The following is a 17,688-nucleotide window of genomic DNA, read 5'->3' as shown; positions in this document are numbered from 1 at the left end:
AGATCAACAATAAAGGGTGGGTATATATGCCAGTTGAGACAAACGTACAAGTTTGGCAGGATGCTGTCCAAACATTATCTAATGAACTGAACGAACCAAAATGGCTAAATGAACTGCGTATGAACGCCGTTTCTCAAGTGGAATCACTTGAATTGCCTAAACCAGATAAAACAAAGATTGAGAAGTGGAACTTCACTTCTTTTACACATGAGCTAGTTGAGAATAAAGTGGTAACATCTCTTGAAGCTCTTCCTGAGAGCATCCAATCTCTTATTGAGAAAGATGTCCAAAACGTCATCGTTCAAGAAAATGGAGATACAACATTCAGTAAAGTATCTGATGAGCTTGCTAAGCAAGGTGTTATCTTCACGGATCTACGTACAGCGGTTCAAGAACATGCTGATCTGTTGAAAAAATACCTCTTTACTGAAGTCGTTGATTCTACTGAAAACCGTTTAACGGCTATTAATGCAGCACTTATGGCTGGTGGAGTATTTGTCTACGTTCCAAGAAACGTGGAAGTAGAGCTTCCATTACAAGCTGTTTATGCGCAAAACCAAGCAGATGGTGGGTTGTTTAACCACGTGGTGATTGTGGCTGAAGATAACAGCTCTGTGACTTACGTTGAGAACTATTCATCTACAGGGGATAAAGCTTCTCTTGCAAACATTATTGCTGAAGTACACGTTGGTGCAAACGCACGTGTATCCTTTGGTGCAGTAGATAACTTGGATGATCAAGTCACTTCGTATATTGTACGTCGCGGACATGTAGCTCGAGATGGCCGTCTAGAATGGGCACTTGGTCTAATGAATAACGGGAATACAGTGGCTGAAAATACAACTCACCTAATTGGTGATGGTTCTACAGCTGATACGAAATCTGTAACAGTCGGAACAGGTTCTCAAAAACAAAACATCACAACAACGATTTTCCATCATGGTAAAAACTCTGACGGACAAATTTTAAAGCATGGTGTAATGAAAGAATCTGCTTCCACTATTTTTAATGGTATTTCTAAAATAGAGCACGGCGCATCTAAATCAAACGGTGAGCAAACAGAACGTATTCTAATGCTTAGTGAGAAGGCAAGAGGGGACGCTAACCCTATCCTTCTAATTGACGAAGATGATGTAACGGCAGGTCACGCTGCATCTGTTGGACGTATTGATCCACTTCAAATGTTCTACTTGATGAGTCGTGGAATTCCTCGTAAAGAAGCAGAGCGCTTGGTTATTCACGGGTTCCTTGCCCCTGTTGTAAACGAACTGCCAATCGAGTCCGTAAAAGAACGTCTACGTGAAGCGATTGAAAGGAAAGTGAAGTAATGCATGCGGCTGAAATCAAGAAGCTTTTCCCGCTTCTTGATCAACATGTCAATGGTAAACCACTTGTTTACCTTGACAGTGCAGCCACTTCTCAAAAGCCTTATACCGTGATTGAGAAGCTGGATGATTATTATCGTCGCTACAATTCAAATGTACACAGAGGCGTTCATACACTTGGTACCATAGCAACGGATGAGTACGAAGGGGCAAGAGAAAAGGTTCGCGCTTTTCTTGGTGCGGCTTCTACTGAAGAAATCATCTTTACTCGTGGGACTACAACGGCGCTTAACCTTGTTGCTAGATGTTACGGAACAGCGAATCTAACGGAAGACGATGAAATTGTGATCACTCCGATGGAGCATCATAGTAATATCATTCCTTGGCAACAAGTAGCTAAAGCGACAGGAGCGACTCTTAAGTATTTAACACTACTTGAAGATGGCACAATTGATATGAATGCGGCACAGACGACAATTACATCCAATACGAAAATTGTATCTGTGATGCAAGTGTCAAATGTGCTAGGAACGATTAATCCAATTAAGGAATTAACGCAGCTTGCTCATAAGCATGGAGCCATTATGGTCGTGGATGGAGCTCAATCAGCTCCTCACATGAAGGTGAATGTCCAGGAATTGGATTGTGATTTCTTTGCTTTTTCAGGACATAAGCTTGGTGGACCTACCGGAATCGGTGTATTATATGGGAAGAAGAAATTGCTTCAGAACATGGAACCGTATGAGTTCGGTGGCGAAATGATTGACTTTGTTGGGTTATATGAATCCACGTGGAAAGAGCTTCCGTGGAAGTTTGAAGGTGGTACACCTATTATTGCAGGAGCAATTGGACTTGGTGCAGCCATTGATTTTATAGAAGATTTAGGACTTGATACAATTAAGGCTCACGAGCAGGAGCTTGTTTCTTATTCGTTTGAGCGCTTATCAGAAATTGACGGATTAACAATCTTTGGCCCTAAAGAACGGGCCGGTGTCGTGACTTTCCAATTGGATGATATTCACCCGCATGATATTGCAACAGTACTTGATGCTGAAGGCATTGCTGTTCGGGCCGGACATCATTGTGCACAGCTTTTAATGAAGTGGCTTAAGGTATCTGCAACCGCACGTGCTAGCTACTATGTGTACAATACAAAGGAAGACATCGACGCTTTAAAAGATGGATTAGTTCAAACAAAGGAGTATTTCGGTGATGGCTTCTAATAATCTCGACACGCTCTATCGTCAGGTGATTATGGATCACTATAAGAACCCTCGTAACCAGGGTGAGTTCTCTGATGATACATTAACCGTGAACTTAAATAATCCTACTTGTGGAGATCGTGTTCAAATTCAAATGAAAGTGGAAGATGGACAGGTTGAAGCCGCTAAATTTGAAGGAGAAGGCTGTTCAATCAGTATGGCATCTGCATCCATGATGACTCAGGCCATTAAAGGCATGAAAGTCGAAGATGCATTAAAGATGTCTGAGATCTTCTCTAACATGATGCTTGGTAAGGACTATGATGAAGACTTGTTTGATTTGGGTGACATTGAAGCATTACAGGGAGTGACTAAATTCCCTGCTCGCATAAAGTGTGCCACTCTTGCCTGGAAGGCAATGGAACAAGGGCTGAACGAGAAAGACAAATAAGCAAGTTGATTCTCATTAGGAGGGATTCACAATGGCAAAGAAAATGCCTGATATTGGTGAATATAAATATGGATTTTCAGACCGTGACGTATCGATCTTCCGTTCTGGACGTGGCCTAACAAAAGAAATCGTTGAAGAAATTTCACGTATGAAGGAAGAGCCTCAATGGATGCTTGACTTCCGTCTGAAATCTCTTGAGCTTTTCTACAAAATGCCTATGCCTCAATGGGGCGGCGATCTTTCAGAGCTAGACTTTGATGACATTACGTATTACGTAAAAGCATCTGAGCAAACAGAACGCTCTTGGGATGAAGTACCAGAAGAAATTAAAAACACATTTGATAAGCTCGGAATTCCTGAAGCAGAGCAAAAGTATCTAGCTGGTGTATCTGCACAGTATGAGTCTGAGGTTGTTTATCACAACATGAAGCAAGAGCTTACGGATCTTGGAATTATCTTTAAGGATACAGATTCTGCTCTTCGTGAAAATGAAGATATCTTCAAAAAGCACTTCGGAACGATTATCCCTCCGGCGGATAATAAGTTCGCTGCACTAAACTCAGCTGTATGGTCTGGTGGATCATTCATCTATGTACCTAAAGGTGTTAAAACGGAAACGCCTCTACAAGCATACTTCCGTATTAACTCTGAGAACATGGGTCAGTTCGAGCGTACGTTAATTATTGCTGATGAAGATAGCTCTGTTCACTACGTAGAGGGCTGTACAGCGCCAGTTTACACTACAAACTCACTTCACAGTGCCGTTGTTGAAATCATTGTTAAGGACAATGCATATTGTCGTTACACAACCATCCAGAACTGGGCACCAAACATCTTTAACCTCGTGACAAAACGTGCGGTTGCAGATGCTGGAGCAACTATGGAATGGGTTGATGGAAACATCGGATCTAAATTAACAATGAAGTACCCAGCTGTTATCATGCGTGGAGAAGGTGCAAAAGGAACAATCCTTTCCATCGCAATCGCTGGTAAAGGACAGCACCAGGATGCAGGAGCGAAAGTCACTCACCTTGCACCTAACTGTTCTTCTACGATCGTATCAAAATCGATTTCTAAGCATGGTGGTAAAGTAACATATCGTGGAATTTGCCACTTTGGACGTCGCTCGGAAGGATCAAAATCTAAGATTGAGTGCGATACTCTAATCATGGATAACCAATCCACATCTGATACGATTCCATACAATGAAATCTTAAATAACAACATCACGCTTGAGCACGAAGCAACGGTATCAAAAGTATCAGAAGATCAACTCTTCTATCTAATGAGCCGTGGAATCTCTGAGCAAGAAGCAACAGAGATGATCGTTATGGGCTTCATCGAGCCATTCACAAAAGAACTTCCAATGGAATATGCAGTTGAGATGAACCGTCTGATCAGCTTTGAAATGGAAGGGTCAATCGGATAATTAGAAATATAAAAAAGCGAGTCCTCAGCGGGCTCGCTTTTTTACTTTCTTAATTGCCTACTCTTTCAAGGCTTTTAGCTTCATGATCGTTTATTGAACTTGGATAAAGAATGATATGCCCAGGTTGAGAAGTCGAGGCTTCTAATTGAGCGACAAAATCGTCAGCTAAGGCAATGGTCCAAGTTGGATACTGACCATCTTTTAACACTAGTGCTAATGTTCCATATTGCTGGCTCTGATCCCATTCAAATTCATAAGTATGTCCATCTTCTTCAATTGTAATCCCTTCTGGTCCACTTGTTACTCTCGTATCCCCATTTACCCATACACCATGAATTTGCGCACCGACTTCATAATAAGATATTCCGTCACCACGATCTCCGTACGTAGCAATATGCTGCTGTGTACGATGATCAGCATCCTCGTAGGTGATGGCAGCGATGTCGTTTGCAAGCCATTTAACATGTAAGGTTTGATCATTAGTAGATAGCCTTTGAAGAGGCCTTGCAAAGATATAGTAATAGTCACGGTAATAAATCATTTCATTTTTTTGAAGGTCTTGCTTCAGTACAAGAGTGTTCGAGCCATCTGGTGAAAAGCTGACAGTACTCATCACGTTTTGGCTGGAAGAATACATGAAGTAGCCGTTTAGAGCTACAAATAAAGTTACAGTTGTTCCGCCAATCATCAGCCATTTTTTTGATCGTTTAAAATAGAGTAAAAAAGAGACAATCAAACTGATTATGCATATACAATTTATCCAATAGAAAAGATGGTTATGAATATACTCTAGTTCTCTGCTTAATAAGCGAGGCGCAAATAGATACCCCATCTGCAAGAAAAATAGTCCAAGAGAGAGAAGTAGGAAGCATACAGCTAAGATGTTCTGCCATGGTTTATTGGATGTCATCAGGTTCGACATCCTTGTTAAATTCCCATGTTAATCCGTTGTCTTTAGAAGAAAACTCTCCTTTTATCAGACCACCTGCATAATCACCATTCGATCCTTGGTTTATATGTAAAAGCAACTGATCGTCGAGTATAAAAGGAGATTCAGCTTGAACAAATATCTCTTTATATTCGTCTGGGACCTGGATCTCTGCCTCCGTCCAGCTGTTTCCTGCATCATTGGTTACGTAAAAGTCTGGAGCATCAGGATTAATGACTCCATATGATAAGAATCCTGTAGATTCATCCACAAAGCCACCATCAGCCACAAGGCGAAGGGTGTCAGGGATACCGACTGATGTCCAACTAACGCCTCCATCGTAGGTAAGGTAGACATACGGCATTTCACTCGACATCGTTCTGTCCCCAGTAAAGATGAGATATCCAAATGTCTCATTTACTAACTCCATTTTTCGATACCTTATATACGGTATTGAGTCAGTAACGACTGAATCCTGCCAAGATTGCCCTTGATCAGTCGATGAGATCGTTCGAACAGATAAACCATTACCTTCATGAATAGCGTACATAAACATGGCTTTTTGTTTTGTTAACAAATAACTGTTGTTTATTAATTCTTCGTAATTCCCACTATATTCACCGTTAAAAAGTGATTGTGGTTCAATAGGGACATCCATCCAATTTTCACCTTGATCAAATGTGACTAAAAACTCATCTTGGTTAATCGTATAATCTACTTCTTGGTCTGTGAATGGGAGAATGGGGTCTTGTTCTTCCGTCAGTTGAACTTGTTCTTCAAATGTTTCAGTCTGAGTTTGCTCAGGTAAAGAAGTCATTGCTTTCTGCTCCATAAACAACCCTACAGTTAACCCAGAAAACATGAAAATCGACAGTCCGATTGCAAGCTTTTTCATTTAGAAGCTCCTTTAATAAAAGATTTCCGCTTCCATTATATCCAAATTATTGGTCGAGTTGGGGAGATTTATTTAATTTTTCTTATGAAAAAGAGAACCGTGAGAATTCATTTCTCACGGTCCTCTTATCCTTCCTCATTCTTCTGCCTGTTCCTTATAAAACTCTTTTTCCTTTTTATCTGAACTAAATGTCACTTGAGTTGGATGATGGGCTTTATTAAAGGAACCGCCACTGACATCTTTAACCGTATGTACAACAGTGAAGGCATCAAGATCCAATTCACGGATTAGCTTTTTTAAGAAAAACAGCTGTTGTTTTTTAACGACAACATAAATTAAGTTTTCTTCTTCATTCACATCGTAATTTTTGCCTTGTAGAATCGTGGCGTGCGCCCCTAAGTTTTTTTGGATCGAACGGGCGATCGATTCATGATTCTTTGAGAAGATATGAACAATTTTTTTTGATTCAAAGCCTTCTAACACATAGTCTGTGACTCGCTTTCCAATAAACAGTGCGACAACCGTGTACATGGTTAAGAGGGGTCCAATCACAAAGATTCCAGCTAAAACAACTAGCGTATCAAGAACAAAGTTCGTGCCGGTTAAGTCCCAACCAAACTTATAATTTAGCATTTTAGCAATGGTTGACGACCCACTCATTGTGCTTCCTGAACGAAAGATAAATCCAAACCCTATGCCGGTAAAGACGCCTGAATAAAGAGCGGCTAATAGAGGATCATTAATTGGGTTTGCTAAATCCTCAAGAAGGAACAGAAATAAAGAAAACAATGGCACAGTTATGATTGATTTCACAATCATTGACCGTGGAAGGTAACGATAACCTATAAGTAAAATAATTCCGTTTGTAAGTAGAGTCACAATTGCGGGCGACCAACCTAAACCAAAGTAAAACAATAACGCCAGCCCTGCTACGCCTCCTTCAGCAAGAGAATTGGGCATGGCAAAAATAGAAACAGAAAACGCAAAGAATAACGTTCCGAGGATCATTAAACTATATTCTTTCATATATACCTCCTAACATTCACCCCGACTAGTACCCATGTTACCCTTCATAGCTGTTACTAAACAAGCTAAGATTATAAACCAATACATTGCTTCAAGCTTGCTTCACGTAAAAAAGAGTATTATCATAAAATCATAATACATACCATAAGTGAAAAATGAGCGAGTCCTTAAGGATTCGCTTCTTCTAGTTCAATCTAAAAAAGAGTTAAGGAGCTACCAACATGATCTACATCGGATTAACAGGCTGGGGAGATCACGATTCTTTATATGAAGGAACGAGGGCAGCTGATAAGCTTTCCACCTATGCAGGCTACTTTCCAATTGTAGAGTTGGATTCTTCTTTTTATGCGGTTCAGCCGAAACGGTCGATGGAGAAGTGGGCGCATGAGACACCTGATTCGTTTTCATTTATTGTGAAAGCCTATCAAGGAATGACTGGGCATCAGACAGGTTTTGCTCCTTTTGATGATAAGGAGTCAATGTTTGCGGCATATATCGAGTCTTTGCAGCCGCTTGGTTCGAAGCTTGCTATGGTGCTTTGTCAGTTTCCGCCTTGGTTTGATTGTCGTAAAGAGAACGTTCAGTGGGTACGCTATGTAAAGGAAAAGCTGGCAGGTTATCCTGTCGCCCTCGAATTTAGACACCAAAGCTGGTTTAGTGGGGCTATGAGGGAGCGTACGATTGAATTCATGGAGCAAGAGGAATTCATTCATTCAATTTGTGATGAACCTCAGGCTGGGATAGGTTCAATCCCAACTGTGCTCCATCCAACGGATGAGCACAAAACATTAGTGCGTCTCCATGGCAGAAATACATACGGTTGGAATGATACAAAAGACGGAAAATGGCGTGAAGTTCGGTACTTATATCGTTATAATAAAGAAGAGTTAGAAGAATGGCGCAAGCATCTTCTAGCTTTAGAGTCACAAAGTAAGGACATTTACGTAATCTTCAACAACAATTCTGGTGGGGATGCAGCGGATAACGCAAGGCAGCTAATTGATATGCTTGGCATTACGTATCAAGGGTTAGCCCCACGTCAGTTGGATTTATTTTGAGTGTGAAACGATATGAAAAGGTAAGAAGGGTTGTTACATGAGCTGGTTTTTATTAGTTGTGATTGGATTGGCGGCAGGAACGGTTGGTAGCTTGATGGGTCTCGGTGGTGGGATTATAGTTGTTCCAGCACTATTGTCTCTAAATGGTGTACTATCTATTTTAAATGATGTTACACCTCAAGTAGCTGCCGGTACTTCTTTATTAATTATGATTTTCACTGGAATTTCATCTACTGTTGCTTACGCTAAACAAAAGACGATTGATTTTAAAAGTGGAGCCATTTTCTCTATTGGCATTATTCCAGGAGCTATTTGTGGGGTTATTATCAACAGAACTGTAAACACAGATGATTTTCTTTTATATTTTGGAATCTTTATGTTAGTGGTTGCTTTTACATTTTTTGTTCGCAAGTATTTGAAACCAATGAAATTACGTCCAAAAGGATTTAAGCGAACAGTCATGGATCCAAGCGGGAATGAATTTACATATGGCTATCAGCCTGTTTTCGCAATTGTTCTTAGTTTCTTTGTAGGAATTATCTCAAGCCTATTTGGTGTTGGCGGTGGTGCACTGATGGTGCCCATTATGATTATATTATTTGGGTTTCCAGCGCATTTTGCCGTTGCCACTTCAATGTTTGTGATATTAGTATCCGCATTTATCGGTTCGATTTCTCACATGGCTGCGGGTCATGTGAACTGTCTTTACGCACTTGCTCTTGTGCCAGGAGCATGGTTTGGTGGGCAGTTGGGTGCTGCCATTAACCGCCGAATTTCAAGTGATCGCTTAATCTTTATCTTACGGATTTTTATGGTGATCATTGCGATTCGTCTCATCATCCAAGGATTGAATGGCTAGAGTAGGAGGGGGATCAACATGAGAGAACAGTATCTCACTCTTTTTCATACGAATGATATACACAGTGATTTTAATCAGTGGCCAGGGATTGTTCGTTATGTAAAGGAACATCGTACGAAGGATTCTTTATTTTTGGATTTAGGGGATCATGCAGATAGAAGTAATCCAATTACCGAGGCTACAGAGGGAATGGCCAATATGGCTCTACTTAATTTAGCTGGAGTTGATTATGCGACAATTGGAAACAACGAGGGCGTCACATTCTCTAAGGATCAATTAGACACACTATACGAAGAAGCGTCGTTTCCGATCCTGCTAGCAAATTTATTAAACGAGAATGGAACGCAGCCTTCATGGTCCATTCCTTCGTCTATTAAAGTTATGAAAAATGGATTGCGTATTGGCCTGTTTGGCGTCACAGCTCCGCTTTCGCACTTTTACGAGAAGCTTGGTTGGACCGTTGTTGATTTAACAGAGTGTATCAAAAAAGAAATCGAAAAGCTTCGTCCTAAAGTAGATGCCGTTGTTCTGCTTTCTCATCTTGGATTGTTTAAAGATGAACAAATTGCAGAGGAGATAAAAGGGATTGATGTGATCATTGGAGCTCATACTCATCATGTCATTGAACAGGGCAAACGAGTGGGTGACACACTTATTGTTCAAGCAGGAAAGCATGGTCATTATCTTGGAGAAGTGACATTAACCTTTAACCCAAATAACCTTTTAACCAAGTCTACGGCGATTCTGCACGAAACAAAGGAAATGGATGCAGATCCTGATACCATTCTCTACTTAGAGAAGGCTCAAAAGCAGTCTGAAGAGATTTTAAAACAGCCATTGGCAACGTTGCCTGAACCGCTCCCGGTTGACTGGTACAAAGAAACAACGGCTACAAGACTGTTATGTGATGGTCTGACCGAATGGTGTGGAGAATCGATCGGGATGATAAATGCCGGAGTGTTACTGAGTGATTTACCTCAAGGACAGTTAACTCGTGGTGAAATCCATCGTATCTGTCCACACCCAATCAACCCGTGTGTTATTCAGCTTTCAGGAAGTGAGCTATGGACAACGGTTGAACGAGCCTCTAGCTTTAAATTAATGAATCTAGAGTTAAAAGGATTTGGATTTCGTGGTCAGGTACTAGGAAAAATGATCTATACCGGAATATCAGTTGAGCTAGATCCATCAGACGCAGAAAAGGTAGTCAGCATTACAGTGCTAGGTAAACCAATTGATCTTAACGCAACGTACAATCTAGCCACACTTGATATGTATACGTTTGGTTTTTTGTATCCTGAATTAACTGATTCAAATGACAAAAATTATCTTATGCCTGAATTCTTAAGAGATATCCTTGCCTGGAAATTAAATCAACAATAATCAAGGAACCGTCGGCGCTCTTACTCCATAGTATGTGGAGAAAGGGGTGTTTCGAATGATCGAGGTTCAACCAATTACCATTGAGGGTATAGGATTTACAGCCATTACCGTTAAGTTACCTAAAACAAACTTTATGGCCGTAACCGGTGCAGATGGCTACATTATGTGTGGAGCATTAGATGTTGCCTTGTTAAATGAAAAGTTAAAGGATCGAGGAATTTTAGCAGGACGCGCAGTGGGTGTCCGGACGATCGAGCAATTACTTGAGGCACCACTTGAATCGGTTACCTTAGCAGCTGAAGAAAAGGGTGTAACAAAAGGAACGATCGGGAAAGATGCCATGCTTTTGCTACATGGAATGAAACCTAATAAGTAAGGATTTTTCCTTACTTATCAGATAGAGGACAAGCCATATAACAGGGGGGAACCTAAAATGATATCTTTTATTTTTGCAATGGACGAAGAACGAGCAATCGGAAAAAATAATGACCTACCATGGCATTTACCGGCTGATTTTCAATTTTTTAAAGATACGACAAAACATCACACGATCGTGATGGGGCGTAAAACCTTTGATTCTCTAGATAAGAAACCTCTACCTCATCGTCGGAATATCATTGTAACTCGCAATAAAGACTACGTTGCGGACGGCGGTGAAGTGGTACATACAATTGATGAGGCAAAGGCGTTGTTTAACCCTGACGAAGAAACGTTTGTCATTGGAGGGACCGAGCTTTTTAAACTCTTTATGGACGATGCAGATCGCATGTATATCACTCGAATTGAAGGTGTATTCAACGGTGACACCTTTTTCCCTGAAGTACCAGAGGAAGAGTGGACGCTTGTTTCAAGTCGCGAAGGAGTAGTAGACGAAAAGAATAAGTATAAACATAAGTACGAGGTGTACGAACGAGTCTAAGGTTGTATAAAGTAAAAGGTCAAAACCCCCATCTTCTCGCATACAGTTTAGAGGGAGGGGGTTTTTGGCATGTTCAATCGACGACCCATACGACGACAAACCAGGCAAAAAGGGCCGCTGCCTTTTCGATATGTACTTCTACTATCCATTCTAATCTTTGGTGCCATGACCTATCAGGGAATCTGGTTAATTGATCAAAAAATTCGGCCAGTCATCGTTCAAATTGCCGAAATGGAGTTGAAAAATATCGCAACTCATTCACTTGAAGGTGCACTAAACCAGAAGTTAGGGCAAACCATTAACATGGATGAGCTCTTAATTATAGATAAAGATGATAGTGGCTATGTAACAATGCTTAGCTTTGATGCCGGGGAGTATAATCGCATTTTAGGAGAAACCTTAACTGAGGTGCATCATCAGCTTGACGAGTTAAAAACAGGACCAGAAGGAGAAGTTATTGGTAACGATCGCGTCATTCTGTATGAGATTCCACTTGGTCGAGCCTTAAATAACTCGTTGCTTGCAGAGCTTGGTCCATCGATTCCTGTTAGGCTTCAGACGATTAGTCACGTAAAGGTTAATATGAGTGATAAAGTAGAGCCAGTGAATATTAATAGTACACGCATCTCCTTAAATATTGATGTCGATATCGAAGTGGAAGTGGTTATTCCGTTTGCAGTAACAACAGAAGCAATAAGCGTTACGTTACCTGTAGGATTTTCAGTCATTAATGGACCGGTTCCTAATTACTATATGCAAGGCGGGGGAGGCGCAATCATGCCAGCTCCTGTTGTGACTCCAGAAGAGATTGAAGAAACGGAAGAATCAGTAGATTAGATCAATTCTGATGCCTGTTGATTGAATGATTTGTGTGTGTTAAGGTATACAAGTTAATTAAAACTAAATTGTATAAACCTCATGTCGAGTGAGGTAGAGGCGCGAATCTTAAAAGTACATTTGTGGAGTGGCAACGTTGATGCAAATGGAAAGGAAGCTTCGCCGAAACAAAAAGGGTGGCATATTCTTTTTGTTGGGTCAGTGGTGAATAACTACTGGACTGTCACAGTGTAAAAGCTGTGGAGGACTATCAACATGGAATGGGCGTTTATGTATGAAGAGAGCCATCATGGGATATCCGTGATGGCTCTTGTTATTTTATCTGAATAGTAGAAAGGAACTATGGTTATATGGATGTATTCTCGATTATACCCCCACTTCTTGCACTTATACTCGTCATTCTTACGAGAAAGGTTCTTTTATCTCTTGGTGTGAGCATTATTCTTGGAGCGCTCATGCTTTATGATTTCTCAGTACCTCGCGCAGCGACGGAGATTGTGCACATTCTTAGTTCATTATTTTTTAGTTACGAGGTCGCAGAACCCGTGACAATGGGAGGAATTGCAAACGGAATAGTAGAAAATGGTTTTGCAATAAATGACTGGGAATTTTTTATCTTACTCTTTCTTATTTTGCTTGGAATGGTTGCTTCCTTTATCTCCTTCTCAGGAGGAAGCACAGCTTTTGGAGAGTGGGCTGTTAAACGAATTAAGACACGTAAGGGAGCTCAGCTTCTTCCAATCGTTTTAGGCTTTATCATTTTTATTGATGATTACTTTAATAGTTTAACCGTTGGTAATGTCAGTCGCCCGGTTACGGACCGCCACCGCATTTCACGCGCGAAGCTTGCCTACTATGTCGATTCAACAGCAGCGCCGATCTGTGTCATTGCCCCTTTATCTAGCTGGGGTGCATATATTATCACCATCATTGCTGGAGTGCTTGAGAAAAACGAAGTAACAGATTATAGTGCGTTTCAAGCATTTCTTTCTATGATTCCAATGAATTTGTATGCAATGACGGCTTTAGCCATGGTTTTTGTCGTTGCCTTGTACAAGTTTGACATTGGTCTTATGAAAAAGCATGAAGATTTAGCTATACGTGAAGGTGTGCTCTATGATTTATCTAAAGGAGAGCCAGAGGGATCTGCAGAAACGGGAGCTGGTGAGCAGCAAGGGAAGATTAGCTACTTAATTCTCCCGATCATCACTCTTGTTGTCGTAACAGTTGGGTTCATGATTACAACCGGTATGTCAGGCGCTAGAGATGAAGGTGTTGCAGTGAACATGATGAGTATTTTTGAGTTCACAGACATTTCTCGTTCTTTATTGTATGGTGCTATTATTGGATTCCTTACTGCACTGATTTGTACATTGCTTACTAAACCAGCTGCAAAAGATGTGGTTGTTGTGGCCAAAGCGGGAGTTAAGTCAATGCTTCCTGCTGTATGTATCCTGCTTTTAGCTTGGACGATTAGTTCAATCATTGGTGATCTTGGAACAGGGGCTTACCTTGCATCGCTTGTAAGTAACGGAATTCCACCATTTCTGCTTCCACTAATGTTGTTTATCATTGCTGGTATCTCTGCTGTGTCAACAGGTACATCATGGGGTACATTCGCTATTCTCCTGCCGATCGCTGGAGATATGGGAGCAACTGTAGACAGTTCATTGCTTCTACCAATGCTAGCAGCAGTTATGGCTGGTTCCATCTTTGGGGATCATGTATCACCAATTTCAGACACGACTATCTTATCTGCGGCAGGTTCTGGTAGTCATCACATTGACCATGTCATGACTCAGCTTCCTTATGCGATGATCGCCGCTGGTGTTGCTGCGATTGGGTTCTTCCTCTTGCCATTACTTGGAACGATTATTACTTTAGTTGTGACGATTCTCGTTCTAATATTAGTTTCGGTAGTGATTAAAAAGGTTCAAGCGAAAAAGTAATTGAATCATAAACAAATAAAACGCGCATGCAAACAGCATGCGCGTTTTTTATAGTAGTCTAGCTAAATAATCAAATAAATAAGCAGCCACTCATTACCTAGATTATCTAACCTGTTGTACTCGCCAATGATCAGCATTCATCAATGAATTTGCGTTCAGTTTCTTTGCCAACAATTCTGCGGCAACAGAATCTGTAAAGGTTTTATCCAAATGGCTGTTTGAATCCTTCAGAGTCTCTGTTACCCCTTTTACAGTACGAATGACTTTGTACATGGGGCACACTCCTCAATATCGATTCAGCCTATCGTGAAGCTGTTAATTCATTCTCTCACACTTAACTAGCAAAGTATACGATAGATTAAGTTAAATAAACTCTTTTCCCTAACTTAATAATAGATAAACATAAATCGACAAATTTCCATTTGGATATAACTTACTTTGACAACTGTAAGGAGCATGCCTATAATGAATAATTGACATTGTGTTAAGAAAATGACGATTTTTCCTACAATATGTCTAATTTGAATTGTCAGATCATTTTGACTAAGGTGATCTGATTTGTGAACAAGTTGAAGGGAGTTCAAACAGTATGGCAGAAAGAGAACAATGGGGGTCCAGAGCTGGATTCGTATTAGCTGCAATTGGATCTGCAGTAGGGTTAGGAAATATTTGGAGGTTTCCGTATGTTGCATATGAGAATGGAGGAGGGGCTTTCTTAATTCCTTATCTCTTTGCATTGTTAACTGCGGGTATTCCAATTTTAATTATGGAATTCACAATGGGTCAACGGTTCCGTGGATCATCTCCATTAACATATGCGCGTATTAATAGAAAGGCTGAATGGATGGGCTGGTGGCAGATCGCTATTGCATTTGTTATCTCTACTTATTATTCCGTCATCATTGCCTGGGCCGTTTCTTATACGTATTTTTCATTCAGCTTAAGCTGGGGGGACAACCCGGAAGGATTTTTATTTAATGAGTATTTAAAGGTAGGAGAAGCTTCAGGGTATTTAGGGTCGCTTGTTCCTGGCGTTTTAATTCCGTTAATTATCGTTTGGGCTGCTACACTAGCCATCTTGTTTAAAGGTGTTAAAAAAGGAATTGAACTTGCAAACCGCATCTTGATTCCAACATTAATCCTAATGTTCTTATGTATTGTTATTCGAGCATTAACGCTTGAAGGGGCTGCATTAGGATTAGACGCATTCTTTAGACCAGATTGGGAAGGATTAAAAGACCCAGCTGTCTGGGTAGCGGCTTATGGCCACATCTTCTTTAGTTTATCTGTTGCGTTTGCAATCATGATTACCTACTCAAGCTACTTACCGAAGAAAGCAGATATTAACAATAATGCATTTATTACAGCTTTCAGTAATTCCGGTTTTGAAATTCTAGCAGGTATTGGAGTATTTGCAGTACTTGGTTTCATGGCCGTATCAAATGGAGTTGGAATCGAGGATGTAGCAGCAGGTGGGGTTGGACTTGCCTTTGTTGTGTTCCCGGAAATTATTAATACATTCCCAGGGTTTAATGAATTCTTTGGTTTCTTATTCTTTGGATGCTTAGTGCTGGCGGGAATTACATCACTTATCTCAATTGTAGAAACGTATGTGGCAGGAATTCAAGATAAATTCAATGTCACACGTACAAAAGCCGTAATTGTTGGTGGTGGATTATCTGCACTCATCTCATTAGTATTTGCTACTCAAAATGGTGTGAATATTCTTGATGCGGTTGACTACTTTATCAACAACTTTGGTATTGCCGTTTCAGGTCTAGTTACAGTAGTTGCCATGGGGTGGGTATTCCGCAAGCTACCTGAAATTAAAGATCATACAAACCGTGTATCTGACTTTAAAATTGGCGGCTGGTGGACTTTCTGCTTGATGGTTGTCACACCAATCATTCTGGGTATTATGTTCGTTCAGAATTTGGTAACGAATCTTACAAGTAATTATGGAGACCTCGATACAGGCTTCTTACTAACATTTGGCTGGAGTGTTGCGGTACTTGCGATCGTATTTGGATTTGTCATCTCAGCATTAAAATGGCAAACAGGAAAAAACCAGTTGTCTGTAAAAGAGATTCAAGAAGGGAAGGATGACGAATGAGTACGAGTGCAATTGTCATGCTTATACTAAGTACTACCATTATCTGGGGTGGTTTGGTGTTCAGTATCGTGAATGCTAAAAAAGCAACGAAGCGAAAAGAAGCTCAATCTAAATAATAAAAAACCTCTGGGAAATGTATTCCTAGAGGTTTTTCTTTTTATTCTTATAAGCCTGTCTTTCCCAGCTTTTAAGCAAAGGATAAGGATCAAACGACCACTCTGTTACCCCGTTATCGCGATACATTCCGTAATGGAGATGAGGAGGAAATTTTCCTTGTGTCCCTGGTTTTCCGTAGCCAGAGCTGCCACAGTAACCTACGACCTGACCAGGTTTGACCACATCACCTTTTTTGATGCCCTTTTCAAATCCGCTGAGATGAGCATAATAGTGATAGATGTTATCTAGGTCTCGAATCCCTACACGCCATCCACCATAGTTATTCCAGCCAATTAATTCAACGGTACCGTATGAGGTTGATTGAATAGGCACCCCGTATCCGGCAAATAGATCTGTTCCTTCATGTATTCTGCGTCCGCCCCATCCACGTTTGGCGCCCCATGTACTGCGGTAGCTGTAGTTCGCGTGGAGTGGCATAACAAAGCTGTGTTCATGTAGATCAAGTGTACCGAATGCTTTATACGTTTTCGCATGAGATTGGACAATATTAACGGATTGTTCTCGTTTGTAATACTCCCATAAAGCAATACGCATATCTTCTTCTTTAAAGCCGTACTTCTCTAGAAAATGAGCAAACGTAAAGAGGAGGTCTGCATCGTTAAATCGATCTGCGATTCCGTCCCCATCCCCGTCCATGCCCACACCACCAAAGATGCTGATAGAAAGTGGATTCGAATCATCTAAGTCAGGATTCGTTGCACCTGCCCATTGAGAAGGTGAATAAAAGATAGAAATTAATCCTTTTTCTTCGTCCCGATCTCTTAAAGCTTTACGTAACCCTCTTTCATACGTATCAACAGCTGCAAGATAGTACCAAGGGACATTTGTTAAGGTTTCTGTTTTTTTATACAAGTTCATCCGATCTTCATATGTTGTATCGGATTGTTCGGCAGCCAGTCCTGAATGAGGAAGCAGCGCTTGTACACAGATAATAAACAGAAGAATAACTAAAAAAAATCGTTTTGGAGACACGTTTGGCTGCTCCTTTCAATCAAGCGTTATACGGGTAGTGTAAGCTTCAATGTAAAAAATATATTAGTGAATGATTGGAAATTTTTTAATTAGAGGGGTTTGGCTAAATGGTTTACTCATGATAAAGTAAGAAGAGAATAGTTTTAAAGTTGATATGATTAGTAA

The 17,688-nt window shown here is 40.6% G+C and carries 18 protein-coding genes and 1 riboswitch; of the genes, 13 read left to right on the top strand and 5 right to left on the bottom strand.

From position 1 onward, the window contains the following. Positions 1-26: 26 nt before the first annotated feature. From sufD to sufB, 4 genes are read left to right on the top strand one after another with little or no spacing between them, the layout of a single operon-like run. A complete protein-coding gene (gene sufD, locus NSQ54_15535) occupies positions 27-1,328 on the top strand; it encodes a Fe-S cluster assembly protein SufD (GenBank protein WYP25717.1) in 1,302 nt (433 codons plus the stop codon). Beyond that, entirely contained in the window at positions 1,328-2,548 is a 1,221-nt protein-coding gene (locus NSQ54_15530; GenBank protein WYP25716.1) for a cysteine desulfurase, read from the top strand. Before sufD ends, NSQ54_15530 begins: the two co-directional genes overlap by 1 nt. After that, a complete protein-coding gene (sufU, locus tag NSQ54_15525) occupies positions 2,538-2,978 on the top strand; it encodes a Fe-S cluster assembly sulfur transfer protein SufU (GenBank protein ID WYP25715.1) in 441 nt (146 codons plus the stop codon). Before NSQ54_15530 ends, sufU begins: the two co-directional genes overlap by 11 nt. Before the next feature lie 31 nt (positions 2,979-3,009). Further along, positions 3,010-4,407, top strand: coding sequence for a Fe-S cluster assembly protein SufB (sufB, locus tag NSQ54_15520; GenBank protein WYP25714.1), 1,398 nt, complete (start codon positions 3,010-3,012; stop codon positions 4,405-4,407). A gap of 49 nt (positions 4,408-4,456) precedes the next feature. Here the strand turns inward: sufB and NSQ54_15515 are convergent, their stop codons facing one another. The 3 genes from NSQ54_15515 to NSQ54_15505 form a co-directional block, all read right to left on the bottom strand. Further along, positions 4,457-5,317 carry a hypothetical protein gene (locus tag NSQ54_15515; GenBank protein ID WYP25713.1) on the bottom strand — a complete coding sequence of 287 codons (861 nt, stop codon included), beginning with the start codon at positions 5,315-5,317 and terminating at the stop codon, positions 4,457-4,459. Further along, entirely contained in the window at positions 5,304-6,230 is a 927-nt protein-coding gene (locus NSQ54_15510; GenBank protein WYP25712.1) for a sialidase family protein, read from the bottom strand. The genes NSQ54_15515 and NSQ54_15510 overlap by 14 nt, the downstream gene beginning before the upstream one ends. Before the next feature lie 135 nt (positions 6,231-6,365). Further along, complete coding sequence (locus tag NSQ54_15505) at positions 6,366-7,256, bottom strand: YitT family protein (protein WYP25711.1); 891 nt, start codon at positions 7,254-7,256, stop codon at positions 6,366-6,368. Between the two features lie 221 nt (positions 7,257-7,477). Between NSQ54_15505 and NSQ54_15500 the strand changes: the two genes are divergently transcribed. From NSQ54_15500 to NSQ54_15470, 7 genes are all read left to right on the top strand, one after another. After that, positions 7,478-8,314 (top strand): DUF72 domain-containing protein, encoded by an 837-nt coding sequence (locus tag NSQ54_15500; GenBank protein WYP25710.1) that lies wholly within the window; start codon positions 7,478-7,480, stop codon positions 8,312-8,314. Between the two features lie 37 nt (positions 8,315-8,351). Then, complete coding sequence (locus NSQ54_15495) at positions 8,352-9,173, top strand: sulfite exporter TauE/SafE family protein (protein ID WYP25709.1); 822 nt, start codon at positions 8,352-8,354, stop codon at positions 9,171-9,173. A gap of 18 nt (positions 9,174-9,191) precedes the next feature. Further along, positions 9,192-10,556: a bifunctional UDP-sugar hydrolase/5'-nucleotidase gene (locus NSQ54_15490; protein WYP25708.1), complete on the top strand. Its 1,365-nt coding sequence runs from the start codon at positions 9,192-9,194 to the stop codon at positions 10,554-10,556. Between the two features lie 55 nt (positions 10,557-10,611). After that, complete coding sequence (locus NSQ54_15485; GenBank protein ID WYP25707.1) at positions 10,612-10,932, top strand: DUF1805 domain-containing protein; 321 nt, start codon at positions 10,612-10,614, stop codon at positions 10,930-10,932. A 57-nt stretch (positions 10,933-10,989) separates the two neighbouring features. After that, complete coding sequence (locus NSQ54_15480) at positions 10,990-11,475, top strand: dihydrofolate reductase (protein WYP25706.1); 486 nt, start codon at positions 10,990-10,992, stop codon at positions 11,473-11,475. A gap of 69 nt (positions 11,476-11,544) precedes the next feature. Beyond that, on the top strand, positions 11,545-12,312 hold the full coding sequence (gene yunB, locus NSQ54_15475; protein ID WYP25705.1) for a sporulation protein YunB: 768 nt from the start codon (positions 11,545-11,547) through the stop codon (positions 12,310-12,312). Positions 12,313-12,398: 86 nt separating this feature from the next. After that, positions 12,399-12,570: riboswitch (Lysine riboswitch) on the top strand. Positions 12,571-12,662: 92 nt separating this feature from the next. Further along, positions 12,663-14,261, top strand: coding sequence for a Na+/H+ antiporter NhaC family protein (locus tag NSQ54_15470; GenBank protein WYP25704.1), 1,599 nt, complete (start codon positions 12,663-12,665; stop codon positions 14,259-14,261). A 102-nt stretch (positions 14,262-14,363) separates the two neighbouring features. Here the strand turns inward: NSQ54_15470 and NSQ54_15465 are convergent, their stop codons facing one another. Further along, positions 14,364-14,534 carry a hypothetical protein gene (locus NSQ54_15465; protein ID WYP25703.1) on the bottom strand — a complete coding sequence of 57 codons (171 nt, stop codon included), beginning with the start codon at positions 14,532-14,534 and terminating at the stop codon, positions 14,364-14,366. A gap of 316 nt (positions 14,535-14,850) precedes the next feature. On the opposite strand from NSQ54_15465, the gene NSQ54_15460 reads away from it, so the two are divergent. After that, the gene (locus NSQ54_15460; protein ID WYP25702.1) at positions 14,851-16,374 is read left to right on the top strand and encodes a sodium-dependent transporter; all 1,524 of its coding nucleotides are present in this window, start codon (positions 14,851-14,853) and stop codon (positions 16,372-16,374) included. Continuing rightward, entirely contained in the window at positions 16,371-16,490 is a 120-nt protein-coding gene (locus NSQ54_15455; GenBank protein ID WYP25701.1) for a methionine/alanine import family NSS transporter small subunit, read from the top strand. The genes NSQ54_15460 and NSQ54_15455 overlap by 4 nt, the downstream gene beginning before the upstream one ends. A gap of 25 nt (positions 16,491-16,515) precedes the next feature. Here the strand turns inward: NSQ54_15455 and NSQ54_15450 are convergent, their stop codons facing one another. After that, complete coding sequence (locus NSQ54_15450) at positions 16,516-17,523, bottom strand: M23 family metallopeptidase (GenBank protein WYP25700.1); 1,008 nt, start codon at positions 17,521-17,523, stop codon at positions 16,516-16,518. Positions 17,524-17,688 lie beyond the last annotated feature (165 nt).

The organism is Alkalihalobacillus sp. FSL W8-0930, from assembly GCA_037965595.1.
Lineage (GTDB): Bacteria > Bacillota > Bacilli > Bacillales > Bacillaceae_D > Alkalicoccobacillus.
This window is presented reverse-complemented; position numbering and strand designations above follow the sequence as displayed.

Bases quoted from the DNA above. Each gene is read 5' to 3' on its own strand.
- NSQ54_15485 (WYP25707.1), top strand. From the start codon at position 10,612: ATGATCGAGGTTCAACCAATTACCATTGAGGGTATAGGATTTACAGCC.
- NSQ54_15515 (WYP25713.1), bottom strand. From the start codon at position 5,317: ATGACATCCAATAAACCATGGCAGAACATCTTAGCTGTATGCTTCCTA.
- sufB (WYP25714.1), top strand. From the start codon at position 3,010: ATGGCAAAGAAAATGCCTGATATTGGTGAATATAAATATGGATTTTCA.
- yunB (WYP25705.1), top strand. From the start codon at position 11,545: ATGTTCAATCGACGACCCATACGACGACAAACCAGGCAAAAAGGGCCG.
- sufU (WYP25715.1), top strand. From the start codon at position 2,538: ATGGCTTCTAATAATCTCGACACGCTCTATCGTCAGGTGATTATGGAT.
- NSQ54_15460 (WYP25702.1), top strand. From the start codon at position 14,851: ATGGCAGAAAGAGAACAATGGGGGTCCAGAGCTGGATTCGTATTAGCT.
- NSQ54_15490 (WYP25708.1), top strand. From the start codon at position 9,192: ATGAGAGAACAGTATCTCACTCTTTTTCATACGAATGATATACACAGT.
- NSQ54_15510 (WYP25712.1), bottom strand. From the start codon at position 6,230: ATGAAAAAGCTTGCAATCGGACTGTCGATTTTCATGTTTTCTGGGTTA.
- NSQ54_15530 (WYP25716.1), top strand. From the start codon at position 1,328: ATGCATGCGGCTGAAATCAAGAAGCTTTTCCCGCTTCTTGATCAACAT.
- NSQ54_15500 (WYP25710.1), top strand. From the start codon at position 7,478: ATGATCTACATCGGATTAACAGGCTGGGGAGATCACGATTCTTTATAT.
- NSQ54_15455 (WYP25701.1), top strand. From the start codon at position 16,371: ATGAGTACGAGTGCAATTGTCATGCTTATACTAAGTACTACCATTATC.
- NSQ54_15465 (WYP25703.1), bottom strand. From the start codon at position 14,534: ATGTACAAAGTCATTCGTACTGTAAAAGGGGTAACAGAGACTCTGAAG.
- NSQ54_15480 (WYP25706.1), top strand. From the start codon at position 10,990: ATGATATCTTTTATTTTTGCAATGGACGAAGAACGAGCAATCGGAAAA.
- NSQ54_15470 (WYP25704.1), top strand. From the start codon at position 12,663: ATGGATGTATTCTCGATTATACCCCCACTTCTTGCACTTATACTCGTC.
- sufD (WYP25717.1), top strand. From the start codon at position 27: ATGCCAGTTGAGACAAACGTACAAGTTTGGCAGGATGCTGTCCAAACA.
- NSQ54_15495 (WYP25709.1), top strand. From the start codon at position 8,352: ATGAGCTGGTTTTTATTAGTTGTGATTGGATTGGCGGCAGGAACGGTT.
- NSQ54_15505 (WYP25711.1), bottom strand. From the start codon at position 7,256: ATGAAAGAATATAGTTTAATGATCCTCGGAACGTTATTCTTTGCGTTT.